The sequence below is a fragment of the Anaerotignum propionicum DSM 1682 genome, assembly GCF_001561955.1.
GTDB lineage: Bacteria > Bacillota > Clostridia > Lachnospirales > Anaerotignaceae > Chakrabartyella > Chakrabartyella propionicum.
This window is the reverse complement of record NZ_CP014223.1, coordinates 1,572,567-1,598,595: the sequence shown is the minus strand read 5'-3', so window position 1 is coordinate 1,598,595 and position 26,029 is coordinate 1,572,567. Positions and strand designations below refer to the sequence as shown.

Sequence of the window (26,029 nt, the reverse complement as noted above, 5' to 3'; positions counted from 1 at the left end):
GATGAAAAAAGTAAATAATCATTGCAATTTTAATTTTACTGGTTCTAATAAATGAAATTTATCATTAAATTTTTTCTGATAAAGCCTAAAAGCGATGCATCTATATTTTAAGATGCATCGCTTTTTTATCAAAAATATGTGTCTAATACTTTTTCTGCCAGTTGCTTTTCTGCATTGGCACGAATTGCAAGAAGCAAAACCAATAAAATCTTTTCTATCTTTTCATCTTGATATGCTTCAATAATTTCTTTCACAGGAATCGCAGTATCCTGAATGCCTTCTGCTGAGGACTGCATATTCTGTTGCGTTGACAGTTGCAGCTTGGTAAAGCCTGTATAAATATTATGAATCATCTTTTCCTGTTCTTCCAATGATTTTACCGAAAGCACAGGTTGAAATAGAATGCCGATGTCTCTGATTGAAAGAACGGTCTTTAAATGATAAATCATAATCAAAAGCATGATATGCATACGGCTATACTTCTTCTTTACTGGCGCGGGAAAAATCTTTGCCTTGGTGTAGTTGTTAATCATGGTTTTTGTTAATATCTTGTCTTCATCATAACGCTTATTTCTAACCAAAGCCTTATCCATAAAAGTGGTAACCTGATCCATATATAAATCAATATTTGGAATATCCTCAATATCTATACTTCCTGAAGACTTAATTTCTTGTGTAAAGTTATCTATAATTTTTTCAAGAGCTGTCATTTGTTCACCCCGACATTTTATTTTGTTAAATTTCTTGCTTTTATTTATTATACTTGATTTCAAACAATGCTTCAAGATTTTATTCCAAATTCTTCTTGCGCTATCTTAAATAATATGTTACTATATGGATATAATGATATGTAGTATCGATAACTACATGAAGGAGTGGAGAACATGAGTAAAATAATATTTAAAGTAAAAGATCCTATAAGTGCATTGACACATTTTGTTGGCTTTCTCGCAGTAATCCCATGCTTTATATTACTAATGTATAAGGCGAAGCTTGAGGCAAGCGTTTGGCATCAATGGGGTTTTGCTATTTTTGGGATTTCTTTATTGCTTTTATATGGAGCCAGCACAATCTATCATACATTAAAGTTGTCACAAAATAAAGTAAATATTTTACGCCGAATTGATCATATGATGATTTTCGTATTAATTGCAGGTACTTATACCCCAATTTGTTTGGTATCCCTGCACGGCACATGGGGCTGGACGATGCTGGTATTAATTTGGGCATTTGCGTTAACTGGTATTTTACTTAAGATATTTTGGATGAATGCACCCAGGTGGTTATCCACGTTGATTTATGTTGTCATGGGTTGGTTGGCAGTTATCGTATTTGTACCATTGGAAAAGGCAGTTAGTTGGAATGGCGTTGGTCTTTTACTTGCAGGGGGTATTGCTTACACTGTTGGGGCTGTGATCTATGGATTAAAAAAGCCTAATATTACTTTCAAACATTTTGGTTTCCATGAAGTCTTTCATATCTTTGTTATGGTTGGTAGCAGCCTTCACATAGCTTTTATGTTTGAATATGTATTATAATATTTTAATTTGACAATTATAAATAATGTGATAAAATAGTTAGGTATCTAATCAATTAGTTAGATGTCTAACTATTTTTTATTGCTACGTTTTTATTTTTTAGCGATATTACATATGTGAAAAAAACGAAAATTTAAGGAGGGATGGAATGTTTTGTTCTGATGCATTTGCAAAAAAAAGGGAAGTTTTAGGGGATCATGTTACGGATTTCTCTTTTATTTTAAGTGTGCTGTTTAAACTTTATCATATATATATGAAAAACAGTGCCCAGGAGATTGGCCTCTCATGGGGGCAACCACAAATTTTAATGTCTCTTGCGTCAAAAGACATGCAGACACAGAAAGAGTTGTGTGAATTTATACGTATAAAACCCGCTTCTATGACTGATATTTTAAAAAGAATGGAACGGGATGAATTGATTAACCGTATCAGGGATGAAAAGGATATGCGCAGTATTCGTGTTTGTATTACTGAAAAAGGTCGAGAGAAATTTCAGGCTTTCATTGAAAAGGGCACATCCATAGATGATGTGGCTTTACGTGGATTTACTGCTGAAGAAAAGGATTTATGTTTGCATTATTTAGGAAGAATATTAGAGAATATGAATAAGGATTTGAATGAAAAGAGGGAGAATGCTTGAAGATCGTTTTAAAATATATGAAGTCTTACAGAAAATTGGCAATCTTGGCGCCACTTTTTATGCTGATTGAAACATCATCTGAATTGATTATGCCAAAACTGATGACGCTTTTAATTAATCATGGTGTTGGTGCATCGAATTCCAATTATATATTGAAGATGGGCGCAGGAATGATTTTTGTGGCTCTTTTAGGTATTATTGGCGGCATTGGCTGTTTGATTGCAGCAAGTATTGTCAGTCAGAGGGCAGGAACAGATTTAAGAAAAGACCTGTTTACCAAAATACAGAATTTTTCTTTCCATAATATAGACACATTCCAAACACCCTCGTTGATAACCAGATTAACAAATGATATCACCCAAATTCAGATGGTTATATTGATGTCTTTGCGTATGCTGATTCGTGCCCCATTGCTATGTTTCGGTAGTTTAATTATGGCATTTTCCATTCATGCAAAGTTGGCCATGATTTTTGTGATTTCTATCGTTGTTTTGGCTATAGCAACTTTTTTGGTTATGCGTAAGGCAGTGCCGAAATTCAAAATGGTTCAGGATAAGCTGGACGGCGTAAATACAGTTATGAGAGAATGCTTGGCAGGCATGCGAGTGGTAAAGGCCTTCGTGCGCCATGATTATGAGATGGAAAAATTCAATGCTGCCAATGAAGATTATAAAGAAACCAGTGTGAAAGCATTTCGCATTGTAGTGCTTATGTTGCCTTTGATGATGCTGATTTTAAACATTTCGATTATTGCTATTTTATGGAATGGTGGAATTCAATTTTCCATTGGTAGTTTAAGAATTGAAGAGATTATGGCTTTTATCACCTATTTAATGCAAATGATTATGGCCCTGATGATGATTGCAATGGTATTTATGTATATCTCCAGAGCGCAAATTTCATTAAACCGTGTAAATGAGGTTTTAAATGAAGAAATTGATATTGCAGACCCCAATCATCCCATTGTGCCTGAAAAAAGTCAGGGGAAGGTTGAATTTAAAGATGTCTCCTTCCGCTATAAAGGCGGCAGTGGTGAGCCGGTTCTGGAGAATCTAAGCTTTACAGTAAATGGAGGAGAAACCATTGGCATTCTTGGCGAGACAGGTTCAGGAAAATCCACCTTGGTTAATTTGATGCCTCGTCTTTATGATGTTACCCAAGGAGCCATTTACATTGACGATATTGATGTGAGGGACTATTCTATCCACGACTTAAGAAAAAGAGTGGCTGTTGTACTGCAAGAAACCATTTTATTTACCGGAACAATCAGAGAAAACATCATGTGGGGAAATAAAAATGCAACAGAGGAGGAAGTTGTTGCTGCGGCAAAAGCTGCACAAGCCCATGATTTTATTTTGGAATTACCTAATGGCTATGATACTGAACTGGGGCAGAAAGGTGTAAATGTTTCCGGTGGACAAAAACAACGTATTTCTATAGCCAGAGCGCTGATTCAAAATCCAAGTATTATTATTTTTGATGATAGTACTAGTGCGGTGGACTCATTAACTGAAAAAAGAATTCGTCAAGCAATGAAAGATTCACATGACCGGTGTACAAAATTCATAATCGCCCAGCGAATCAGCTCAATTAAACATGCAGATAAAATTTTTGTGCTGAAGGATGGTAAAATAGCTGCACAAGGTAACCATAATTATCTTATGGAAACTAGTTTGGACTATCAGGAAATCTATCAATCTCAAATGAAGAAAGGGGTAGTTATTGATGCCTAATCCCCGCATGGGCGGAAAACCGCCAATAGAATCCAGAAAACCTAAAAATACTAAGAAAACACTTAGCAGACTCTTAAAGTATTTAAATAAGTATTGGTTTTATTTATTAATTTCATTTATTTGCATTGCTTTTGTTACACTGGGTACAGTCTATGCAACCCGCCTGATTGGTGTTGCCATTGATCAGTATATTACAAAGTATGATTTTGCAGGTTTAGCCAAAGTCTGTTCAATGCTTTTAGCCATTTATGTTGGTTCCTCTTTGTGTATGTGGCTTCAAAGCTATTTGCTTCTTTTGGTAGGGCAAAACGTTGTTGCCACAATCCGCAAGGAGCTCTTTGAAAAGATACAGAGACTTCCTTTGAAGTACTTTGACACTACAACCCATGGTGAAATCATGAGCCGTGTTACAAACGATGTAGATAATATTTCTATGGCTTTAAATAACAGCATCTCTCAAGTTTTGCAAAGCGGATTAACCTTAATTGGAACCTTCGCAATGATGCTTTATTTAAATATTTCTTTAACCATTGCTTCTATCGTGACCATACCAATATTGCTTATTGTTACGAAAGCCATAACAACTCGCTCCAGAAAAAATTATAAAGAAAAACAGGAGCGTCTGGGAAAACTAAATGGTTATATTGAAGAAATTATATCGGGACAAAAGGTTGTTAAAGTATTCTGTCAAGAAGATGAAATGACCCAGGCATTTTCTGAGAAAAATAATGATTTATTAAAAGTAGGCATTCGTGCAGAAATCTTTTCAGGAATCATAGCACCAATCATGATGGCTCTGAACAACATTTCATATGCCATTGTTGTGGCTGTTGGTGGTCTTATGATGGTTATGGGTATGCCTATGACATTGGGAACCATTTCGAACTTTATTATTTATTCAAAGCAATTTACAAGACCTTTGAATGAATTAGCAAACCAAGTAAATGCCATGATGGCGGCCTTCGCCGGAGCAGAGAGAGTTTTTGAAGTTTTGGATGAGCCGGAGGAAATGAAAGATCAGCCGAATTCCGTTGCTCTCAATGATGTAAAAGGCGATGTTGTTCTTTCAAGTGTTGATTTTTCATATGAAGAGGGTCATCCTATTTTGAAAGAAGTGAACTTGTATGCAAAACCGGGGCAGACCATTGCCTTAGTTGGGCCTACCGGTGCAGGAAAAACCACAATTATAAATCTGTTGACCCGTTTTTATGATATAGATAAAGGAACCATTACCATTGATGGAAGAGAAATTAAGGATATCAAGCGAAAAAGCTTGCGTTCAAATCTAGGTATTGTTTTACAGGATACCTATTTATTTACAGATACCATTCGTGAAAATATTCGCTATGGTAGATTAGACGCGAAAGATGATGAAATTATTGCTGCGGCAAAGCTTGCCAATGCCCATGAATTTATTCGACGCCTACCCGATGGTTATGATACCGTTTTAACCGACGGCGGCGGAAATCTGAGCCAAGGACAAAGGCAAATGCTTGCCATCGCCAGAGCCATTTTGGCGAACCCCTCTGTATTGATTCTTGATGAAGCAACCAGCAGTGTAGATACACGTACAGAGGTGAAAATTCAGGAAGCCATGCAGAATTTGATGAAGGGGCGTACCAGTTTTGTCATTGCCCACCGCTTAAGCACCATAAAAGACGCTGATCTGATTGCTGTAATCAACCATGGTGAGATAATAGAGCGGGGGAACCATGAAGAATTGATGGCGAAAAAAGGCTTCTATCATAGCCTGTATAGCAATCAGTTTGAATCAGAAAAAGCGGTATAAAAAATTGTGTAGACTGTATTCTTTTGAAAAACAACCAAAAACACTTGATTTTTATTGGTAAATATGATATAAATATTTTCATGAATAGACTTTGATGAGGAAGAGTACAATACGATTTGTTTTTTTCAGAGAGCCGACGGTTGGTGCAAGTCGGTAAAAACACGTTTTGGAACTGGCCTCGGAGTTTTGCCCTGAACATCTTTTTAGATTAGTAGGCGGCAACGGCTGCCACCGTTATCGGTTTTGAGTGTGCCTTTTGGCAAACTAGAGTGGTAACACGGAGTATCCCTTCGTCTCTAACTGAGACGAAGGTTTTTTTATTTTTTAGATATAAAATTTCCAGACCCTAAAGGTGTTTTATTCTGTTTTGTTAAATATGAATAATTAAACTGAAATTTGGGCTATGTTTAGGAAATAGATTTGTTTGGGAGATTGTTTTATTAAGGAGGAGATTGTATGAACAGTCGCTATGAATTTGGTGAAATTGAGAAAAAGTGGCGTAATGAATGGGAGAAGAATCCTATTAATGTAGAGGATGACAAAAAACCTAAGTTTTATTGTCTGGACATGTTCCCATACCCATCCGGTACAGGGCTTCATGTTGGTCACTGGAGAGGTTATGTTTTAAGTGATGTTGTCAGCAGATACAAAGTTTTGCAGGGTTATCAGGTGCTTCACCCCATGGGCTGGGATGCCTTTGGTTTACCTGCGGAAAACTTTGCAATTAAAAACAATATGCATCCTCGTATTGCCACTGCAAATAATATTACAAACGTAAAGCGCCAGCTCCACGAAATCAGCGCAATTTATGATTGGGATAAAGAAGTTGATACAACAGACCCTGGTTATTATAAATGGACACAGTGGATTTTTGTTCAAATGTTTAAAAAGGGCTTAGCTTATGAAAAGGAAATGCCTTTAAACTGGTGCCCTAGCTGCAAATGCGTTTTGGCGAATGAGGAAGCTGCCGGCGGTACTTGTGAACGTTGTGGTTCAACAGTAACAAAGAGAAATCTTCGTCAATGGATGCTGAAAATCACTGCTTACGCAGACAGATTGTTGGAAGATTTGCAAAAGCTTGATTGGTCTGAAAAAGTAAAGAAAATGCAGTCTGATTGGATTGGAAGAAGCTACGGCGCTGAAATAGAGTTTAAGGTAAGTGGAAGTGATAAAAATATCTCTGTTTATACCACCAGACCTGATACGCTTTTCGGTTGTACCTTTATGGTTTTGGCTCCTGAGTATAAAGGAATTGATGATTTTATTGCCCCTGGATACGAGGAAACAGTGAAGAAATATTGCTTTGATGCTTCCACAAAATCCTCTGTTGACCGTATGACAGATAAAGAAAAAACAGGTGTGTTTACTGGCACTTATTGCGTTAACCCTGTGAATGGCAAAGAAATTCCTGTTTGGGTTGCTGATTATGTATTGGCGGATTATGGTACCGGTGCGGTAATGTGTGTGCCCGCCCATGACGAACGTGACTTTGAGTTTGCCACAAAATTTGAACTGCCTATCGTCCAGGTAATTATGCCTGAAGGAGAAGAAGAAAAGCCCTTAACCGAAGCATATGTTGGTGACGGTGTTATTATCAATTCCGGTGATTGGAATGGAATGAAGGCATTTGAAGCAAAGAAAAAAGTGCCTCATTTGATGGAAGAAAAGGGCATCGGCAAGAAAACAGTTAACTATAAATTGCGTGACTGGGTATTCTCCAGACAAAGATATTGGGGTGAACCTATTCCAATTATCCATTGCGATCATTGTGGGGCTGTTCCCGTTCCCGAAGATCAATTGCCTGTGTTGCTCCCTGAAGTAGAGTCCTACAAGCCTACGGATACAGGAGAATCTCCTTTGGCTCATATTGACGAGTGGGTGAATACGACTTGCCCTGTGTGCGGCAAGCCTGCAAAGAGAGAAACAAATACCATGCCACAGTGGGCTGGTTCCAGCTGGTATTTCTTGCGCTATGTAGATAACCATAATGATAAACAATTGGCTAGCATGGATGCTTTGAAAAAATGGGCTCCCGTTGACTTATATGTTGGTGGAATTGAGCATGCTGTATTGCACTTATTGTATGCACGTTTCTATACAAAATTCCTGTATGATATTGGTGCGGTGCCTTTTGAAGAGCCATTCCAGAAGCTGTTTAACCAAGGTATGATTACAAAGAATGGCGGCAAAATGAGTAAGTCCTTGGGTAATGTGGTATCACCCGATGAATTGGTTGAGAAATATGGCTGTGACTCATTGAGAATGTATGAATTGTTCGTAGGCCCTCCTGAAATGGATTGTGATTGGGACGATAGCGGTATTGATGGGGTGTTCCGTTTCTTAAATAAAATTTGGAAAATGGTTTATACCTATAAAGATGCACCTGTGCAAGCAAGCAAAGAAGAGGCATTTGTTTGCAATAAGATGATTGCTGATATTACCAGCCGTTTAGAAGCTTTGACAATGAATACAATTGTCAGCGGTTTTATGGAATCTTCCAATAAATTTAATGAAATTGCGAAAAAGCAGGGTGGTCTTTCAAAGGAAACTTTGGAAACAGTGGTTACTATGCTGGCTCCCTTTGCGCCTCATATTTCCGAGGAGCTTTGGAGAGAATTGGGTCACGAAGACTCTGTTTTTGCAGCAGGCTGGCCGGTTGTGGATGAAAGTAAGCTTGTTCAGGATACCATTGAAATTGCCATTCAAATTGGTGGTAAGTTAAGAGGAACAATGGAAATTTCCTCTGATGCTGACAAGGAAGCAGTATTGGCACAGGCGAAAGAGACTTTGGGTAGTCGTTTAGACGGAAAAGAAATCGTAAAAGAGATTTATGTACCCGGTAGAATCGTAAATCTGATTGTTAAGTAAAACCATTGAAATATTATTGCAGGGTTGTGAGAGCTTGTTCTCTAGCAGCTCTGCTTTTTGTACTATGAGGTGATTGAAATGGTAGAATTGCTGATGATGGATGGGGATGTATTAAAAGATACTGCAAAATTTCAGATTGCCATGGAACTTGTGGGTGAGAAACGAAAAGCCAAAGTCGAAAAAATGGTGAAAGAGGAAAGTAAACGTCTGTCTTTGTCAGCAGGTCTTTTATTAAGTTATGCATTTTCAACAATGAATGAAATTTCCCTTTACGATAAGATAAAAATTACTGAGAAAGGGATGCCTTATTTGCCCAATCAGGAGTATTTCTTTAGTCTGTCTCACTCTGGACGGTTTGCAATTTGCAGCTTTTCTCATGAACCAATTGGTTGTGATATTGAAAAAATGAGAGCTAAAATACCAAAAGTTGCAAAAATTTTTTCACCGGAAGAAGAGCAAATATTTTTTCGTTTAGACGAAGCAAATAAGAAAGAATTCTTTTTTCAGCTATGGACAAGGAAAGAAAGTGTAACAAAATGGATGGGAAAAGGCATAGCCTATCCCTTTGACAGCTTTTCTGTAATGGATGGTTTACGCAACAGAAATATCATCGTTATAGAAAGTAAAAAATTGTTTTTAAAATCCTTGCAAATGGAAGACTATATGATTTCTTTATGCAATGAAAGGGGCAATTTCCCCCAGGAAATTAAAAAAATTAACTGGGATATTTTAACTGAAAATTAAAAACATTTAAATTGTGTTTTAAAGTTGAAAATTGTCACAAAATCTGTATAATATAAAGAGACAAATTGTGATAATAATGAGGTTTTTATAATGAAAATATTAAAAAAGGCTACTTGCCTTGTTTTAACGGCCTTTTTGGCCTTTGGTGTTTTTCCTACCCATCAAACGGGTGCTGCTACCGTTGCTGAATTAGAGGCAAAAAGAAAAGCACTATCACAGCAGACGGACAAAGCAAAAAAGGAAATTCAAAATTTGAAGAACAAGCAATTATCTGTGGAACAAGAAATTGATGCTATGGATAAGGTTATGAACAGCTTGCAGGCAGAACTGGATAATGCACAATCTGATTTAGATGAATTGGCTGCATCTTTAAAGGCTACAGAAAAGGAATTAGAAGAAGCAACAGCAAAGAGAGATAGACAGTTTGAGCTATTAGGCAGTCGTATGCGTTTTTTGCAGCAAAAGGGTTCATCTGGCTATCTAGAGATTCTTTTGGAGGCTGAAAGTTTTTCTGATTTATTTTTAAGAATGCAGTATGTGAATGATATTATGTCTTTTGATAAAGATATTTTGGATCAGCTTCAAGCAATTCAAACTACAATTCAGAATAAGAAAGAAGAAATTACAAAAAACCATGCAGCACAAGCTGTAGTAGTAAAAGTACAAAAAGAAAAGGTTGAAAGCATGAAGAGCGTCATTTCTGAAAAGGAAACTCTGATGGCGTCATATGCAAAGGATGTAAAGAAGCAGGAGCAGTTAATTGCTGCGAATGCAAAGGCTGATCAGCAGGTTCTAAATTTGATTGCTCAACAAACAAGTAACTCTACACCTTATTATACTGGAAATGGTTCTTTAGGATGGCCAGTTCCTGCAAAATCAGCATCTTCCTCAAGCTTAAGCAGTGGATTTGTACATAGAATTAACCCTGTAACAGGGAGAAGCGAAAACCACAGTGGTTATGACATTCCCGCACCATATGGTTCGGCTATTGTTGCAGCAGAAGCTGGAAAGGTTACATACTCTGGTTGGATGAATGGCTATGGCTATACAATTATCATTGATCATGGCGGCGGACTCTCCACACTATATGGACATAACTCATCCCTTGTTGTTTCGAAAGGTACAATGGTAAAAAGAGGGCAGACCGTTGCAAAATGCGGAAGTACCGGAATTTCAACGGGCAACCATTGTCATTTCTCAGTTTTGGTAAATGGAAAATATGTTAACCCTCAATCTTACTTAGGCGTAAAAAATATTAGCCGTTAATTGTATTAAAAAGAATATTGTTGATCAAACATCCCTCACAGATAGTCTATAAAACCATAGATAGCGTTTTGTGAGGGTGTTTTTTTAAAATTATGTTTATATATAACCATAATTTAATTATGTAAACAAAGGGGCATTTTGAATGGAAGTTAGAGTTTTGCAGCTTGAAAAAGAACATACAGTTTATATCGCAAGAATCTGTTCATGGTTTTATCACTGGTGGGGAGAACAAGAAGGTTTTAGCATGGATAAAATGGAGGCATATGTATTACATTCATTGTGTGAAGATAGAATTCCTCAAACATATATATTGCTGGCAGATGAAGAACTGGTTGGTGTTTATCAATTGTCTGTAATGGATCTTGATGTAAGACCAGACATATATCCATGGCTGATTAATGTCTATATTGATAAACCATATAGAGGCAAAGGCTATTTAAATCTTTTAATGCAATCGGCGAAAGAAAATTGTCGAAGATTAGGAATAAAAGAAATTTTTTTATATACAACTCATGAGGGGTTATACGAAAAATATGGCTTGAGATTTAAAGAAGAATTTGATACTTTTATAGAAGGCAATGAAATACAACGGCTATATAGCTGGAATATAGAGAATTAGGTTTTCTGGCATACAACTATTCGTAAAAGTGTCGTTTTGCGAATAGTTGTATGCGTACCCTGTTACATATTAAAGACCTCTTTAGTCAAATGACTCATCGAATCTTAATTTTGCTATAGCACTATTGTCATCGTAATTTATAAGAAACCCTTATGAGATATTTAATCATAAGGGTTTCTTATTCTTGTTATGGTATTAATTTTTGAATCGTATCAAAAAATTCTTTATTGGCTAGGATTTTTCCTTCGCCTCCGATTGTACAATAATTTCTTAGCAAAGAAATATCCTTCAGTAAATCCGTAAATTCCAAAACATCATTTTTTGTTGTGTGTATAATTTGATTTCTTTCCATAATTTCAAAATCTTCTGGAAAATCTCGATATTCTTTATTAATTGCATCATTAAGTTTTTCTGCATTTGTTTTAGGCTGATCTAAACGATTAATGGTTCCTAAAATATATTTTGTCATTTCTCTGTCTGTAGCATTAAAAGTCTCTAATTTCTTCCATAGATTCTTATAGATTTTATAGGTTTCGGTTACATTTGGGTCTCGGTAGGAATAAAAATAACAAATTCCATTCTGCTGGAAACTGCATCCACTTCCATATGCGCCGCCCTTTACACGTACTTCATTCCATAGATATTCCAAATTTAAAATGGTTCTCAGCACTTGCAACTTTCCGTTATAGCTATAACCCAGTTTTTTAAAATCTGCTGCAAAAATATTGTATTGTACTGTGCTATTTGCTGTAAATGCTAAGGAAGAAGAATTTTTGTCAAAAGAAAATTTTTCGAATTTGCTGTTTGAGCCAGGGTCTAAATTTTCATAAATAAAATCACGCATAGAAATAGCTTTATTAATATCTTCTTCTTCACACCCAAAGGAAATATGAAAACTTTTTTGGGTAAATAGACAATTTGCAGCTTTTTTTAGATTATTGATGACAACCTCAGGTGTTTCAGAAAGCATTTTATCAATCTTAACCAAAAAGTGAAAATAATCAATTCCACTTGTAATTTCGTTGATTTTTCCGCCGTTAGACAATTGGCCAACACTAAAGTGGATTGCCTCCAGATGAGAGTAATTGAGCAGATAGTTTTCCCCTTTAATTTTTGCAGCGCGAACAATCTTTTGCAAACTATTGAGGGAATCAAATTTTGTATTTAACAAAATCTCCTTCGTTAATTCAGCAACTTTTGCAATATCTTCTTTTAGAAATTTGCTTTTCACCGTTAAAAAACCGGTATAATCCTCAGTATTCTTACTAAAGACATCATTTTGAAAGGATAGCCCACCAAAAACTTCATTTGTTACCATGGGTAATTCTTGGTAGGAATACTTTATTGTATCCAATTTACCCAGGACATCAGTTAAAAGTCCGGCATAGGGCAAAAGCTCTTCATTTAAGCAATCCACATCAAAATGTAATTTTAGATATATGATTCCATTACTTTGCAGAGGGACAAATATCTGCTTCCCCTCTCCTACCCTGCTTTTTGTGTATACAGGAATCGAAGGCGCAGGATTAATCTGAGATAGCTGCAATATGGGAATTTGCTCAAGAATTTCAGGTGTATCTTCTGTATGTTGGAAAATCTCAAGTTTTTTGGTATCTTCCTTTATTTGCTTGATATCATTTTCGGTAAAAGAATCTTTCTTATCATGCATTTTCTTTAGGAATTCATCCTGAATTTCCTTCTCTTTATGCTTATCTGGAGAAAATACTAAAATATTCTTTTTCGTATTATGCAGAATATTTTTTTCTACCAGGATATTCCATTCATAATTTGGATCTTTTAATTTCTCCAAAGTCTCAAAATGCCGTAAACAGAAAAATGGGTTTTTCCCATGGAGCCAGCTCTTCATTAATTTCATCCCATAAATTAAGCCTTTTGGTGTGGAGCCATAGTCCTCTTCTTTTAGTAAGAATGAAAGCCTTCTAAGGCTGCTGGTCAATAATTCCTTGTCAAGACCATCTTTAAGAATTCTCTCTAGAGTTTGATTAATTGTTTTTTCAAATTCGGAGACCTTTGACAAATCTGCATTTTTTGCAACAATGCTGAACAGCATTTCATAGGTTGAAGAATCGAACCACCCTTCTACATCATCACAAATTTTTGCTTCCATAAGGGCAGTTTTTATCACTGAGGCATTTGTTTCCAACAAGACATAGGAAAGTGCTTGTAAAGCCATTGTAAGCTCTTCATCTGTACATAGACCAACGTTCACAGAATATGCTAAGTACCCTGTGTCCTCATCACTGTCTGTAGGAAAGGTTTCTTTTGATAATTTTTGTAGATAAGTTGCTTTTGTTTCCAGTATTTCTGGCAATTCAATGGTACGCATAAAATCATTCAAATATTCATCGCCAATATGCTTTAGACAACGCTCTATATCCATATCACCATACAAATAGATATAGGAATTTGACGGATGATAGTATTTTTTATGAAAAGCAAGGAATGATTCATAGGTTAAATTGGGAATTGTAGCAGGATCCCCGCCGGATTCAAAGCCATATGTGGTTTTGCCGAATAAATTCCTAGAAATAGCCCCTTGCAGTAAGCTTTCGGGATCAGAAAGCGCTCCTTTCATTTCGTTATAGACGACGCCTGTAACGTTAAGCTCACCTGTTTCTTCATTGACAATATACCGCCAACCTTCTTGCATAAAAATTTCTTTTTTCGTGTAAATGTTAGGATAAAAAACAGCATCCAAATAAACATCCATTAAATTATGGAAATCCTCTTCGTTGCAGCTGGCAATGGGATACATGGTTTTATCTGCATAAGTTAAAGCATTTAGAAATGTATTTAATGACCCTTTCGCCAATTCATTAAAGGGATCCTTGGAAGCATATTTTCTGGAACCACATAGAACAGAATGCTCCAAAATGTGAGGGGTACCACAATCATCTTCTGGGGGCGTTTTAAAGGATATAGAAAATACCTTGTTCTCATCTTTTGCCTTTATATAAATGAGCCGCGCTCCACTTTTTAGATGCTCAAACAAATACCCTTCTCCATGAATGTCTGAAATAACTTCTTTGTCTTTCAGTAAGAAGCCATGCATAATTGAATTAAGCTTTAATTCCATATAAGAACCTCCTTATTTCATTTGCAAATAGTTATTGTAAATTAATTATTTGTTTTATGAAGAAATATTAGAATGCAATCACTAGTTTATCACAGGATAGAAAAAAATTCTATATTTAAAATTTTGTGTTGACAAACGAGATAGGTTAGTTTATAATCATTATTAGTTAGTAAATAATATTAAAAATTCAAGGAGGAAAATTATATGAAAAAATTTGTTTGTTCCGTATGTGGTTACGTTCATGAAGGTGATTCTGCACCTGAAATCTGTCCAGTTTGTAAGGTAGGCGCTGAAAAATTTATCGAACAGGGCGGCGAAAAATCTTGGGCTGCTGAACATGTTGTAGGGGTTGCTCAGGGCGCTAGTGAAGATATTATGAAGGACTTAAGAGCAAACTTTGAAGGCGAATGCACAGAAGTTGGTATGTATTTAGCTATGGCAAGAGTTGCTCATAGAGAAGGATATCCTGAAATCGGTTTGTATTATGAAAAAGCAGCTTGGGAAGAAGCAGAACACGCAGCAAAATTTGCAGAGCTGTTGGGTGAGGTTATTACAAACTCAACCAAGAAAAACTTAGAATTAAGAGTTGATGCTGAAAACGGTGCAACTGCTGGTAAAACTGATCTTGCAAAACGTGCGAAAGCAGCAAACTTAGATGCAATTCACGATACAGTACATGAAATGGCTCGCGACGAAGCAAGACATGGTAAGGCTTTTGAAGGTCTTCTGAACAGATACTTTAAATAATAAGGGAAATTAGAACATATTGACCCCTTGACAGTAGGAAACACCCTGTTGTCAAGGGGTTTTTGTATTCTATTCATGGTTTGACTCTAGTATATGGTTGACGTTTCAACCATATACAAATATGCTTTTTAAAATCCTCAAGGGAAATTGAAGGAGAAAATTATCAATTTGGGGTGAGAATCCTCCTCCCTTGAGTATATTTATCGGGTGGACATACATGTTTATCATTACTCCCCCCCTCTTCTAAGACGATCGTAAATGTCAGAATACAAGGAATTAATCTTATTCTTGTAGCGTTTTACCCAGTTTGGTTGCTTATCTAGAACAGGACTTGTGAAAAAGCAGATTGGCACACCTTCTTTAAAAAATCATATAATAAAGAAATCGTAATTTTTCAAGAAGTAGGAGGATATGCATGGAGACGCATCTCAATAGAAGTTTCGCATATACAATTCGAAAAGGAGACACACTAATGTTGATTGCACGGCACTTTCATACGACTGTGCCAGCGATAAAGTTGGAAAATCCCCAACTAGGAAACAAACTGTACATTGGGCAATTAATCTGGATTCCACAAAAATGCAGTTATAGTGAAATTCCTCTACAGTGCCGCTCTATAATCAACGAGAAGCTAGCACTCAACAATCGTCTTCGGTTATTATGGGAACAACATGTTTATTGGACTAGAATGTTTATTACCAGCTTAGTTTTTGGATTGCCTGATGCGGAATATGTCGCAAATCGTCTTCTGCAGAACCCTAAAGATTTTGCAGTTGTATTGCGGGAATTTTATGAGGAAGATGATGTTTCAACTTTTGTTGAGCTATTTACAGATCACCTCAATATCGCTGCTGAACTTGTTAAGGCGGCAAAGGCCGGCGATAGTGCTGCAGCCGCTGACGCTGAAAAGCGATGGTATGCAAATGCAGATATGATAGCAGAATTTTTTGAAAGTATTAATCCGTATTGGTCGGCGCGTGAGTGGAAAAAACTACTATATAACCATCTTGCTATGACAAAAGAGGTGGCTGTCAATATGCTTAATCAAAAGTATGAAAATAGTATTCGTGACTTTAATAATATTGAGCAAGAGGCCTTGCTAATGGCCGACACAATGACACAGGGTATTCTAAAGCAGCTTGATTTCTAACAAATCCGACTAAGAAGTTGTTATGTATCCACATCTATTTTAATAAATACACAAGACCCTCTAACTTAGGTTGGAGGTTTTTTTGTAGACAATCGTTGGTCCATTAATTGATATAACGTTACTTTTTTCAAATTGTTAACAGGTTTTTGTAGAGTTAAATTATTTTTAAACCTAAAACTCTTTTTGTAATCTACCTTGATTGCAATCAGACTTCTGCAAATAAAAATTACATCAAACAAACAAATACCTCATTTGGTCATGTTTAATTACAAAAAAATCTCCTACCCGCTCATTGGATAGGAGATATCTTTTAGAATTTGGCCATTAAGGTATTTATTTTATCACGAAATGCATCACGATCTACATTTGTTACAATATAAGCGTTATGCTCAAATTGTTTATCACTATATAAATCTGTCACCGTTTTACCAAGGGTTATTTGACCTTTTGTTTCAACACGGATGCCCACATGATGGGTTTCAAATATACTATCATCTACAGCGTATAGTACTGCCGCAGGGTCGTGTAAGGCCACACCTTTATAACCCAACTCATGATAATGTTTCAGACCGCCCTGCATAACATCACGAAAAATCTTTGCCTGAAATGAACCTAAAGAACCTATTTCTTCAATCTCTTCTGCAGTTAAATAAGCCTTTAAGGTCACATCTAGACCACACATATAAACCGGCACGCCACAGCAGAACAACATATCTGCTGATTCTGGGTCAACGTAGATATTAAATTCAGCAGATGGTGTCACATTGCCGCCGATTGCAGCACCACCCATAATAATGATTCGTTTAATCAGTTTAGGCAGTTCACTATATTTAGACAAGGCAATACCAAGGTTTGTCATAGGGCCAACTGCGATGATAACCAATTCGCCATTGCACTCTTTTGCAATACGATAAATGGCATCCCATGCTTTTTCTTCTTCAATCTTTGTGTTTGTTACTTCAGCAGGATAGGAAACCCCACCAAATCCATCGACTCCATGAATTTTCTCTGCAGTTACAGGCTCACGAAACATTGGTCTGTCAGCTCCCATGTAAATGGGGATGTCTTTACCCATAGCATGTCTTACTTTCACAGCATTTGCTGTTGTTTTATCCACGCCAACATTACCAGCCACAGTTGTAATTGCACGAATATCCAATTCCTCTAAGCGGCTTGCCAACAACAACGCTGCTGTATCGTCAACACCTGGATCACAGTCGATAATTACTGGGAAACGATTCATTTCGCCACCTCCCCATATACACTGATTGCTTCAACCAACAGGTCAACAAAAGCTTGTCTGTCAATACCCATCAATACTTTAGCATTTGGAACTACATCTAAAACATGATCAAAGTCAGCCACCGTTGCGCCTTTACAGAAATCACCCGTGGTCTCTACCTCAACGTACAAATCTTTTGACTCCATAATGCCAGGCTTGATTAAGGCAGCCACTGCCACTGCATCATGGACAGGTGCGCCTTCGTAACCCAATGTTCTGTGGAATTGATAAAAGAATTCCAACCATTCAGCAACAATGATGGCAACATGATTACCCAACGCACGGATACGCTCAAAATCTTCAGGAAAAATCATTGCTTTTTCTGTTACATCTAAACCAGCCATAATAATTGGTATTCCGGATTTGAATACCACATCTGCAGCTTCAGGATCAACTAAAATATTAAATTCAGCCGCAGGTGTCCAATTTCCATATTGCACACCGCCGCCCATCAAGGAAATCTGCTTAATATTTTCTTTCAGTTCAGGGTGAGCTAACAATAATGCCGCAACATTTGTTAATGGGCCTGTAGGCACAATTGTAATAGGCTCATCACTCTCTTGAATAATCTTTGCCATCAGGGTAACTGCATCCATATCAACAACATCAAAATCTGGTTCAGGCAATTCTGGGCCATCTAATCCAGATTCACCATGAACAGTAGGTGCAATGATGGGCTCTGCTATCAAAGGTCTAACGCGGCCCTTTGCAGTTGGCACGTGCAAGTTAATCAATGTACAAATGCGAAGGGCATTGTATGTTGTTTTTTCAATTGTCTGGTTACCACAACAAGATGTAACTGCGCGAATGTCGAGAACCGGACTAGCATTTGCCAATACCCATGCAATGGCATCATCATGTCCTGGATCTCCGTCTAAAATAATAGGAATCCTCTTCATGTTAACCTCCTTATTTACTATAATTGGAGAAAATTAACAAGGCATGTCCTCGCCAATTTTCAAGAATATTATTATTTCGCCTTATCTCTAAAGCGCTTTACTCTTTTCAGTGTACTTAAAGCATAAATTACCAAACCGATAATCGTAACCGCATAGGGAATAGATGCCACCAGATATGAGGAAAAACCTTGCATACCCTCCATCTTACTGCCCAATGCACTGGCGAAACCAAATAGCAAGGATGCCAACATTGCACCAACAGGTTCCCCTTGACCCATTGCTTGCGCAGCCAAAGCGATAAATCCACGACCTGCAACAATACCGATATTCCAGCTTTGAGAATAATACATTGACATGTACGCCCCACCCAAACCTGCCAAAGCGCCGGAAATTGCCAAAGCAATATACTGAGTTCTTAATACACTAACGCCAACGCTATCTGCAGCATGAGAATTTTCACCTACAGCACGAATTCTAAGTCCCATTGCTGTTTTATACAATAAAATCCATACAAGGAATACTAGAAGGAACGCAACATAAGTCAACACTGAATGCCCTGAAAAAATTTGCCCAATGATAGGGATATCCTTTAATATAGGAATATGAACCTTAGGTGTTAGCATTTTTGGAGTTGTAAGGCTTGCTGTATTTCCCTTTAAACCTGTAAAAAGGTAAAGTAGGAAAACAGTGCCACCACCGCCTAACAAATTGACAGCAATACCCGATAGAATGATATCAGTTTTCAATTTCAGTGCAAATATGGCCATTATCATTGCCACAAAAACGCCTATTGCCACAGCACCCAGTACGCCAATGAGCCAACTATTTGTCCAATAGGAAAATAACACACCGAATAATGCGGAAATCATCATAATTCCTTCCAGACCGATGTTTACTACACCGCCCTTTTCAGCGACAACCGCCGCCAAAGCAGCAAATAAAATAGGAGAAGTAATACGAATGATAGAATAGCCAAAGCTGGCGGAAAATACCATGTTAATTAACTGTTCAAACATTATGCATTACCCCCTTCCTTTGCTGTTTCAAGTTGTTTTTTCTGCAACTCTTCTTTTGTTTCTTTTACAACAATCTTCTGACGTGTGCCAGATAGGAAATGCTCTGCCGCAAAGAATAGGAAGATAACAGCCTGAATAATATCAATCATTTCAGCAGGAACACCTGCGTAAATAGACATAAGTTCACATCCTCTATTCAAATAAGAAATAAAGAACGCCGCAAATGGAATCATAATGGGATTATTCTTGGCAAGAATTGCAACGGTAATACCGGTCCAGCCATATCCAGGCAAATCAAGCCACAAGAAGGTCTTATATCTACCCAGCATTTCGATGGCGCCACCCATACCGGAAAGCATACCACCAATCACCTGAGATAAAACAATGATACTGCCAACTTTCATTCCCGAATATTTGGAGAAGGATTCATTAATACCAATCATGCGGATTGAATATCCCCAACGTGTTCGATGCATAAAATATGCGGCAATGATGGTTGCAATAATTGCTATAGCAAAACCCCATGACAACTCAGTGTTGGGAATCATTTTAGGGATAGTAGCGGTATCCAAGAAAGGATACGTTTGGGTAGCACCTTTGCTTCTATCTGCAAAAACATTATTCAAAAAATGTAATATGATAAACATAATAACGTAATTCATCATTAAGGAGCATACCATTTCGCTGGCTTTTAGCTTCACCTTAATTACAGCGGGAATAATCATAACCAAACCGCCAATAATTGCTCCTGCTAATATTGCAATGAAAACATGAACACCAGCGCCCAAAGGAAGATAAATACCAATGACAGCAGCAATAAAACCGCCAAGCATTACCGCACCTTCGCCCCCCAAGTTAAACTGATTGGCTGAGAACATAACGCAAACTGCCAAACCGGTAAAAATAATCGGCGTCATTCGAGCTAAAATCGTAAAAATTGATTTTGCATTCAGTGCACCATTGCTAATAATAGGCCTGATTAACAGACATTCTAAAGCCTGACCAGGGTCATCAGCACAAATCAGAATTAAAATAAAAGCAACGAAAATTGCAATTGCAATGGCAACGAATCCACGGAAAAACTCAAACATATTTTGACGCTTATTTTCCATGTATAACTCCTCCTATCTCTTCAGCACTTTGTTGTTTTAAACCTAACATATATTCACCCATAATGGTGTCATTTAAAACAGCTGTATCTTCAAAATAAGCGGCGATTTTACCGTTATACATGATAATTAAGCTATCGGAAAGCTCCATTACTTCGTTCAAGTCGGCAGAAACCAATAGAACAGCAGCACCCTCTCGGCTCAGCTCAACTAATTTTTTACGAATAAACTCTGTTGCACCTACATCGATACCTCGAGTGGGTTGGTCTGCAATAATCAAAATAGGTTCGCTGGAAAATTCTCTGGCAACAACAACTTTTTGAATATTACCGCCGGAAAGCATACCAACCTGCTGTCTGCGAGATTTACAGAGTACTTTGTAGTCTTTTATCAATTTATCACTATCTTCATGCATGGCCTTCAAGTTAAATAAAGGTCCGTTGTTATATTTTTTATCAGCCGCACGGTCACTCATCAGGTTTTCCTCAATTGTACCTGTGCCTGCAATACCAAATGTCATTCTGTCTTCTGGAATTAATGAAACACCCATGTCTCGGATTTCCCTCTGGGGACGACCAAGAATGTTTTTTCCATTCACTGTTGCCAAACCATCGTCGGGAACGTTTAAGTTAAAAAGCATATCAACCAATTCTCGCTGACCATTGCCCTCAACACCTGCAATTCCTAATATTTCTCCTTTTCTTACGTCAAAGGAGAGTTTATCAAGCATTTTTTTATTCCAGTCATTGGTATATTCTAAATCACGTACGCTTAAAACGATATCTGTAGGCTGTGCTTGCTCTTTTTCAACCGTAAGCACTACATCACGGCCAACCATCAAACGAGAAATTTCTTCTTTTGAAATTTCCGCTGTTTCATGTACACCCATGGATTTACCACTACGCATAATGGTGAGTCTATCTGTAATTTGTTTGATTTCGTTCAGCTTATGAGAAATGAAGATCAAAGTATAGCCTTGCTCTTTTAAGTGCATTAGTTCTTTGAACAACTCTTCTGTTTCTTGCGTTGTTAATACTGCGGTTGGCTCATCCAGAATAAGTATTTTTGCCCCACGAACCAATGCTTTCAGAATTTCAACCTTTTGTTTCATGCCAACGGGAATGTCTCTCACCTTTGCATGAGGATCTACAAAAAGGTTATATTTTTTTGAAAATTCCTCCGTGATTTCAACGGCTTTTTTGTAATTGATAAATAATTTGTTCCCTTGCTTTGGTTCCATCCCCAAAACCATATTTTCGGCTACAGTTAAGCTCGGTACCAACATAAAATGCTGATGAACCATACCAATTCCCTTGGAAATTGCCACAGTTGGTGATGAAAGTGATACTTTTTCCCCATTAATGATAATTTCACCTTCCGTAGGCTGTTCCAAACCAAAAAGCATTTTCATTAACGTAGATTTACCGGCACCGTTCTCACCCATAAGCGCATGGATTTCTCCACGTCTTACACTAAAGTCAACCCCTTGATTTGCAGCAATCCCGTTTGGATAAACTTTGGTGATCCCTTTCATTTGAACAACATAATCATCGTTGTCAGACATTGCGGTTCCCCTCCTCTTTTGCATTTCTTTAAATTAAGCAGAAAGTCCATTACCTATTTTTTGACCATGCACCTTCAAAAAAATTCTTTTTAAGATCATCATAAAGAATTTTTTTCAAACTGTATAATGTTTAATATTTTATTAACCAAATTTATTAGAACTTGTCAAAATACTACAATAAAAGTAAATATTAGGAAATTTTTATTTAAAGGTAAAAGGGGAGCATAAAAGCCCCCCTACATTTTACCAGCATTCAAACGCTTTGATAAAAATCATCAAGGTTTTACTGATTCTCTTAACTGCTGAACTTCGTTTGTCTCATTTCCAATTGCTGTAGGAACTACAACATCACCCTTAGAAATAGCATCAATTGCAGCAGTTACTTTTTCTTTCACTGCATCAGGTGTTTTGCTGTCATAGTTTTTATCTGTAACAACACCAATGCCGCCTTCTTTCATGCCCAATAAAGTCTGCTGACCAAAATGTTCAACACCCTTATCCCATTCATCAAAGAACCAAACCAAAGAATTACCAATATTCTTCAAACCGGATGTTAATGTGATTGCAGCCATTTCAGGAGAGAAAGTCAATTCCTGATCGGAGTCAACGCCGATAAAGTAAGCTTTACCTGTTTCCAAAGCTGCTTCAGCAGCGCCATTACCTGAGTTACCAGCAACACCCCAGATGATGTCGCACTTTTTATCATTAATCATAGATTCTGCCAATTCTTTTGCTTTTGCTGGATCAACATAGCTGTTTACATATCTTGTATCAATTTTAATATCAGGGTTGGATTTCTGTGCACCCAGAATAAAGCCATACAAGAAGTCATTAATAACAGGGCTGTCAACGCCGCCAACAAAACCGATTACTGCATCTTCGTTAATACCTTCAACGCTTGTCTCTGTTGTCATTGCACCTGCGTAAACACCAACCAGATAACCTAAGTCATTTTGAGCATAGCTCAAGTTTGCAACGTTAGGCAGTGTATAGGTTGTGTCATCATAAATGAGGTACTTCTGATCAGGGAATTGCTCAGCAACATTTTTGAGGTAATCTGGCATCTGGTATGTACCACAGATAATCAGATCATATTCGCCGGAAGCAGAAACTTCTTCCAAATAACCCTGCCATTTTGCTTGATCTTCTGTTGTACCACCCATCTCGATGGTTTTGAAATCAATTCTGCCATCGGCTTTCAATTTCTCCAGACCTGCCTGTGCGGAGTCAAAGAAGGATTTGTCGCCCAAAGTGCCGTTTACCAAGTTGCAAACCTTGTAAACCTTTTTTTCTCCTTCTGCGGAATCTCCTTTATTAGCGTCTGTGTTGGCTTTGCTACCACAACCAGCCAGCATAGAAACAGCCAGTGCAGAAGCAAGAAGCATGGAAAGCAATTTTTTCATAGTTTTTCTCCCTTTCTTTTTGCATATTTTTTAATACTATTTGCAAAAGCGTCATAATCATACGAGCTTCTGCATATGGATATTTTACCTCTATTGCTCAATTTTGTCAATAAATTACCACTATCTGGTCTAAAATTTGTATGAAATGTTTGTTGTTTTACGACAAACACTGCGTTTTTCTACGTTTGTAATATGGCAGACTATGAATCAAAATGACTATTTGTGAAAAATTGAGTAATTATTTACCAATTTATTATTTATGCCTAAATCTATTTTTAGTAATGGGTCTCTGTAAGAATAATCTATCACGTATGTCAGCAATATTAAAACCAAATTTTCATAAAGAAAGCCCTATTTGCTTAGTTTTCACCTAATCAAACGGGGCTTATTCGGTTCATGAAAAACGTTTCAGAAATCATTTCATTAAAACAAACATCTTATTCAATTCTGTAATTATAGAAAAAGAAAGAATAAGAATTGTTTTTTTAGTTTTCCTCACCACGGCTAAAAAGACTTTTCTTCTTTTTAGGCTGTTCTGCCTGAGGTGGAGCTTCATTAGATAAGTTGGGCTCTCTTTTGCCAAAAACTTCACCCTTTACAACGGGAACTCGAACGCCTTTATTCATACCAAATTCAATGATAAAACATTCGTAAGTGATATCTACAACCTTGCCAAACAAGCCGCTATTGGTCACGATAGAGTCACCCACTGCAATGGAGCTTCTCATTTCAGCCATTTGCTTTTCTCTTTTCTGATTGGGTCTTACAGAAAGAAAATACATTACGCCTACTAAAAGAATGCAGTAAAGTACGATTAACATAACTGGGTTGCTGGCAGCAAGCGAACCAAATATATTGCCACCGGCAGAAGTTGTTGGAGCAGCAGCAGTACCGCCGCTACTTGGCAAAATTGTAGTGCTTGTGTCTAATAAAAATGGTACGAATGACATTTGTATCTCTCCTAACATATTTTTCTTTAGGTTTGAAGTGTACATAAGTACCATACTTCAAACTATGATTATGCAATAAAACAATTATATATAAAAATCAATTTTACGTCAAGGAATTATTTACCTTTCGATTTCTCAAATCCGTTTAACTTCGCTTTTTTATACGCAGGGAAACGGTCTTCATCCAGTGCTTGTCTAATTTCTTCCATCATTGTGTTAAAGAAGTAAAGATTATGCATAACGCACAGGCGCATTGCCAGCATCTCCTTTGCTTTAAAGAGATGGCGAATGTAAGCCCTGGTATATCTTCGGCAAACAGGGCAATCACAGCTTTCATCGATGGGTGCCTCATCCAGCTCATACTTTGCGTTCATAAGGTTCAGTTTACCCTTATTGGTATAGACATGAGCGTGTCGCCCGTTTCTTGCAGGTAAAACGCAGTCAAAAAAGTCAATTCCTCTTTCCACCGATTCTAAAATATTTTCCGGAGTCCCAACTCCCATTAGATAGGTGGGTTTGTTTTGCGGTAAATATGGCACAACTTCCTCCAATACATGATACATTTCAGCATGGGTTTCCCCTACCGCAAGCCCGCCCACTGCGTATCCATCTAAATCCAATTCGGAAATACGCTTTGCATGCTCAATGCGGATATCCGGGTAAATGGCGCCTTGATTTATGCCGAAAAGCATTTGTTTTTTATTAATGGTATCATCCAAGTTATTTAGTCTTGACATTTCTTTTTTGCAACGTTCCAACCAACGGGTGGTACGCGCTACGGATGCTTCCACATAAGGCCGTTCTGCAGGGATACCGATACATTCATCAAACGCCATAGCAATGGTAGAAGCGAGGTTTGATTGAATCTGCATACTCTCCTCAGGGCCCATAAATATTTTTCTTCCATCGATATGGGAATTAAAAAGTACGCCTTCTTCAGTAATCTTTCTAAGAGAGGTTAAGGAAAAAACCTGAAATCCGCCGGAATCCGTGAGAATTGGTTTGTCCCAAACCATAAATTTATGAAGTCCACCAAGTTGTTTTACTACTTTATCACCGGGGCGCAAATGTAAATGATAGGTGTTTGACAGCTCCACCTGACATTTGATTTGTTCCAAATCTTCTGTTGATAAGGCACCCTTAATTGCCGCCAGTGTTCCTACATTCATAAAAACTGGAGTTTGAATGACTCCATGGGGGGTGTGAAACTCACCGCGTTTCGCTCTTCCGCAAGTTTTTAATAATTTATACATAATTCTCCTCGTTTCTATTTTTACATACGTAAATACTATAATAACGTTTTTCCATTTTTTTATCAAGAATATTTATACTTTTCTGATAAATATAATCTCAATTCTTTTGTTTTTTCAAATAACATGATATAATAATCTGATTCATGGCATAAAAATGGAAATTTTTCTGATGAGGATTGACAGCAATTTTTAAATTTTCTTTTTTTGCTTTTATTCACTGGCTATGAATTCTTTCAATGGAGATTTATATCCTGTGAAATTTTCTGTGCAATTGGGCTAATTTTATTTATGAAAAATTGGTTATATTATGTTTAGTATATCAATGGCCCCCCTTCTATTTTATATAATTTGAGAGAATGAAC

The 26,029-nt window shown here is 37.2% G+C and carries 20 protein-coding genes and 1 other annotated feature; of the genes, 10 read left to right on the top strand and 10 right to left on the bottom strand.

Going from position 1 to position 26,029, the window contains the following annotated elements; genetic code table 11:
* Nucleotides 1–128: 128 nt before the first annotated feature.
* Nucleotides 129–710, bottom strand: a complete 582-nt coding sequence (locus CPRO_RS07560) for a DUF1836 domain-containing protein (protein WP_066049879.1) — start codon at nucleotides 708–710, stop codon at nucleotides 129–131.
* A gap of 174 nt (nucleotides 711–884) precedes the next feature.
* Between CPRO_RS07560 and trhA the strand changes: the two genes are divergently transcribed.
* The 8 genes from trhA to CPRO_RS07520 all read left to right on the top strand — a co-directional run bounded on the left by trhA (nucleotide 885) and on the right by CPRO_RS07520 (nucleotide 11,197).
* A complete protein-coding gene (gene trhA, locus CPRO_RS07555) occupies nucleotides 885–1,538 on the top strand; it encodes a PAQR family membrane homeostasis protein TrhA (protein WP_082754277.1) in 654 nt (217 codons plus the stop codon).
* 148 nt (nucleotides 1,539–1,686) lie between these two features.
* On the top strand, nucleotides 1,687–2,178 hold the full coding sequence (locus CPRO_RS07550; protein ID WP_066049877.1) for a MarR family winged helix-turn-helix transcriptional regulator: 492 nt from the start codon (nucleotides 1,687–1,689) through the stop codon (nucleotides 2,176–2,178).
* Nucleotides 2,175–3,911, top strand: a complete 1,737-nt coding sequence (locus CPRO_RS07545; protein ID WP_096348661.1) for an ABC transporter ATP-binding protein — start codon at nucleotides 2,175–2,177, stop codon at nucleotides 3,909–3,911. The genes CPRO_RS07550 and CPRO_RS07545 overlap by 4 nt, the downstream gene beginning before the upstream one ends.
* The gene (locus CPRO_RS07540; RefSeq protein ID WP_066049874.1) at nucleotides 3,904–5,700 is read left to right on the top strand and encodes an ABC transporter ATP-binding protein; all 1,797 of its coding nucleotides are present in this window, start codon (nucleotides 3,904–3,906) and stop codon (nucleotides 5,698–5,700) included. Before CPRO_RS07545 ends, CPRO_RS07540 begins: the two co-directional genes overlap by 8 nt.
* 82 nt (nucleotides 5,701–5,782) lie before the next feature.
* Nucleotides 5,783–6,001: a binding site (T-box leader), on the top strand.
* Between the two features lie 155 nt (nucleotides 6,002–6,156).
* Nucleotides 6,157–8,568, top strand: coding sequence for a leucine--tRNA ligase (leuS, locus tag CPRO_RS07535; protein ID WP_066049871.1), 2,412 nt, complete (start codon nucleotides 6,157–6,159; stop codon nucleotides 8,566–8,568).
* A 78-nt stretch (nucleotides 8,569–8,646) separates the two neighbouring features.
* Complete coding sequence (locus CPRO_RS07530) at nucleotides 8,647–9,312, top strand: 4'-phosphopantetheinyl transferase family protein (protein ID WP_066049868.1); 666 nt, start codon at nucleotides 8,647–8,649, stop codon at nucleotides 9,310–9,312.
* A gap of 90 nt (nucleotides 9,313–9,402) precedes the next feature.
* Nucleotides 9,403–10,578: a murein hydrolase activator EnvC family protein gene (locus tag CPRO_RS07525; protein ID WP_066049865.1), complete on the top strand. Its 1,176-nt coding sequence runs from the start codon at nucleotides 9,403–9,405 to the stop codon at nucleotides 10,576–10,578.
* A 142-nt stretch (nucleotides 10,579–10,720) separates the two neighbouring features.
* A complete protein-coding gene (locus tag CPRO_RS07520; RefSeq protein ID WP_066049863.1) occupies nucleotides 10,721–11,197 on the top strand; it encodes a GNAT family N-acetyltransferase in 477 nt (158 codons plus the stop codon).
* Nucleotides 11,198–11,384: 187 nt separating this feature from the next.
* Here the strand turns inward: CPRO_RS07520 and CPRO_RS07515 are convergent, their stop codons facing one another.
* Complete coding sequence (locus CPRO_RS07515; RefSeq protein WP_066049860.1) at nucleotides 11,385–14,294, bottom strand: insulinase family protein; 2,910 nt, start codon at nucleotides 14,292–14,294, stop codon at nucleotides 11,385–11,387.
* Between the two features lie 204 nt (nucleotides 14,295–14,498).
* Between CPRO_RS07515 and CPRO_RS07510 the strand changes: the two genes are divergently transcribed.
* The gene (locus tag CPRO_RS07510; protein ID WP_066049858.1) at nucleotides 14,499–15,041 is read left to right on the top strand and encodes an NADH peroxidase; all 543 of its coding nucleotides are present in this window, start codon (nucleotides 14,499–14,501) and stop codon (nucleotides 15,039–15,041) included.
* A gap of 472 nt (nucleotides 15,042–15,513) precedes the next feature.
* Nucleotides 15,514–16,191 carry a hypothetical protein gene (locus CPRO_RS14900; RefSeq protein WP_236782323.1) on the top strand — a complete coding sequence of 226 codons (678 nt, stop codon included), beginning with the start codon at nucleotides 15,514–15,516 and terminating at the stop codon, nucleotides 16,189–16,191.
* Nucleotides 16,192–16,501: 310 nt separating this feature from the next.
* Here CPRO_RS14900 and CPRO_RS07500 read toward each other — a convergent pair whose 3' ends face one another.
* The 8 genes from CPRO_RS07500 to tgt all read right to left on the bottom strand — a co-directional run bounded on the left by CPRO_RS07500 (nucleotide 16,502) and on the right by tgt (nucleotide 25,667).
* A complete protein-coding gene (locus tag CPRO_RS07500; protein ID WP_066049855.1) occupies nucleotides 16,502–17,434 on the bottom strand; it encodes a nucleoside hydrolase in 933 nt (310 codons plus the stop codon).
* Nucleotides 17,431–18,372 carry a nucleoside hydrolase gene (locus CPRO_RS07495; protein WP_066049853.1) on the bottom strand — a complete coding sequence of 314 codons (942 nt, stop codon included), beginning with the start codon at nucleotides 18,370–18,372 and terminating at the stop codon, nucleotides 17,431–17,433. Before CPRO_RS07495 ends, CPRO_RS07500 begins: the two co-directional genes overlap by 4 nt.
* 71 nt (nucleotides 18,373–18,443) lie before the next feature.
* Complete coding sequence (locus tag CPRO_RS07490; protein WP_066049851.1) at nucleotides 18,444–19,388, bottom strand: ABC transporter permease; 945 nt, start codon at nucleotides 19,386–19,388, stop codon at nucleotides 18,444–18,446.
* Complete coding sequence (locus CPRO_RS07485; RefSeq protein WP_066049849.1) at nucleotides 19,388–20,500, bottom strand: ABC transporter permease; 1,113 nt, start codon at nucleotides 20,498–20,500, stop codon at nucleotides 19,388–19,390. Before CPRO_RS07485 ends, CPRO_RS07490 begins: the two co-directional genes overlap by 1 nt.
* Nucleotides 20,490–22,061: an ABC transporter ATP-binding protein gene (locus CPRO_RS07480; RefSeq protein ID WP_066049845.1), complete on the bottom strand. Its 1,572-nt coding sequence runs from the start codon at nucleotides 22,059–22,061 to the stop codon at nucleotides 20,490–20,492. The genes CPRO_RS07485 and CPRO_RS07480 overlap by 11 nt, the downstream gene beginning before the upstream one ends.
* Nucleotides 22,062–22,336: 275 nt before the next feature.
* Entirely contained in the window at nucleotides 22,337–23,464 is a 1,128-nt protein-coding gene (locus CPRO_RS07475; protein ID WP_066049842.1) for a BMP family ABC transporter substrate-binding protein, read from the bottom strand.
* 485 nt (nucleotides 23,465–23,949) lie between these two features.
* A complete protein-coding gene (gene yajC, locus CPRO_RS07470) occupies nucleotides 23,950–24,414 on the bottom strand; it encodes a preprotein translocase subunit YajC (RefSeq protein WP_066049839.1) in 465 nt (154 codons plus the stop codon).
* A gap of 116 nt (nucleotides 24,415–24,530) precedes the next feature.
* The gene (gene tgt / locus CPRO_RS07465; protein ID WP_066049836.1) at nucleotides 24,531–25,667 is read right to left on the bottom strand and encodes a tRNA guanosine(34) transglycosylase Tgt; all 1,137 of its coding nucleotides are present in this window, start codon (nucleotides 25,665–25,667) and stop codon (nucleotides 24,531–24,533) included.
* Between the last annotated feature and the right edge of the window lie 362 nt (nucleotides 25,668–26,029).

What these genes read in the sequence shown, in the direction of transcription:
- CPRO_RS07560 (WP_066049879.1), bottom strand. Translation starts at nt 710, where the DNA reads ATGACAGCTCTTGAAAAAATTATAGATAACTTTACACAAGAAATTAAG.
- trhA (WP_082754277.1), top strand. Translation starts at nt 885, where the DNA reads ATGAGTAAAATAATATTTAAAGTAAAAGATCCTATAAGTGCATTGACA.
- CPRO_RS07550 (WP_066049877.1), top strand. Translation starts at nt 1,687, where the DNA reads ATGTTTTGTTCTGATGCATTTGCAAAAAAAAGGGAAGTTTTAGGGGAT.
- CPRO_RS07540 (WP_066049874.1), top strand. Translation starts at nt 3,904, where the DNA reads ATGCCTAATCCCCGCATGGGCGGAAAACCGCCAATAGAATCCAGAAAA.
- leuS (WP_066049871.1), top strand. Translation starts at nt 6,157, where the DNA reads ATGAACAGTCGCTATGAATTTGGTGAAATTGAGAAAAAGTGGCGTAAT.
- CPRO_RS07530 (WP_066049868.1), top strand. Translation starts at nt 8,647, where the DNA reads ATGGTAGAATTGCTGATGATGGATGGGGATGTATTAAAAGATACTGCA.
- CPRO_RS07525 (WP_066049865.1), top strand. Translation starts at nt 9,403, where the DNA reads ATGAAAATATTAAAAAAGGCTACTTGCCTTGTTTTAACGGCCTTTTTG.
- CPRO_RS07520 (WP_066049863.1), top strand. Translation starts at nt 10,721, where the DNA reads ATGGAAGTTAGAGTTTTGCAGCTTGAAAAAGAACATACAGTTTATATC.
- CPRO_RS07515 (WP_066049860.1), bottom strand. Translation starts at nt 14,294, where the DNA reads ATGGAATTAAAGCTTAATTCAATTATGCATGGCTTCTTACTGAAAGAC.
- CPRO_RS07510 (WP_066049858.1), top strand. Translation starts at nt 14,499, where the DNA reads ATGAAAAAATTTGTTTGTTCCGTATGTGGTTACGTTCATGAAGGTGAT.
- CPRO_RS14900 (WP_236782323.1), top strand. Translation starts at nt 15,514, where the DNA reads ATGTTGATTGCACGGCACTTTCATACGACTGTGCCAGCGATAAAGTTG.
- CPRO_RS07500 (WP_066049855.1), bottom strand. Translation starts at nt 17,434, where the DNA reads ATGAATCGTTTCCCAGTAATTATCGACTGTGATCCAGGTGTTGACGAT.
- CPRO_RS07495 (WP_066049853.1), bottom strand. Translation starts at nt 18,372, where the DNA reads ATGAAGAGGATTCCTATTATTTTAGACGGAGATCCAGGACATGATGAT.
- CPRO_RS07490 (WP_066049851.1), bottom strand. Translation starts at nt 19,388, where the DNA reads ATGTTTGAACAGTTAATTAACATGGTATTTTCCGCCAGCTTTGGCTAT.
- CPRO_RS07485 (WP_066049849.1), bottom strand. Translation starts at nt 20,500, where the DNA reads ATGGAAAATAAGCGTCAAAATATGTTTGAGTTTTTCCGTGGATTCGTT.
- CPRO_RS07480 (WP_066049845.1), bottom strand. Translation starts at nt 22,061, where the DNA reads ATGTCTGACAACGATGATTATGTTGTTCAAATGAAAGGGATCACCAAA.
- CPRO_RS07475 (WP_066049842.1), bottom strand. Translation starts at nt 23,464, where the DNA reads ATGAAAAAATTGCTTTCCATGCTTCTTGCTTCTGCACTGGCTGTTTCT.
- yajC (WP_066049839.1), bottom strand. Translation starts at nt 24,414, where the DNA reads ATGTCATTCGTACCATTTTTATTAGACACAAGCACTACAATTTTGCCA.
- tgt (WP_066049836.1), bottom strand. Translation starts at nt 25,667, where the DNA reads ATGTATAAATTATTAAAAACTTGCGGAAGAGCGAAACGCGGTGAGTTT.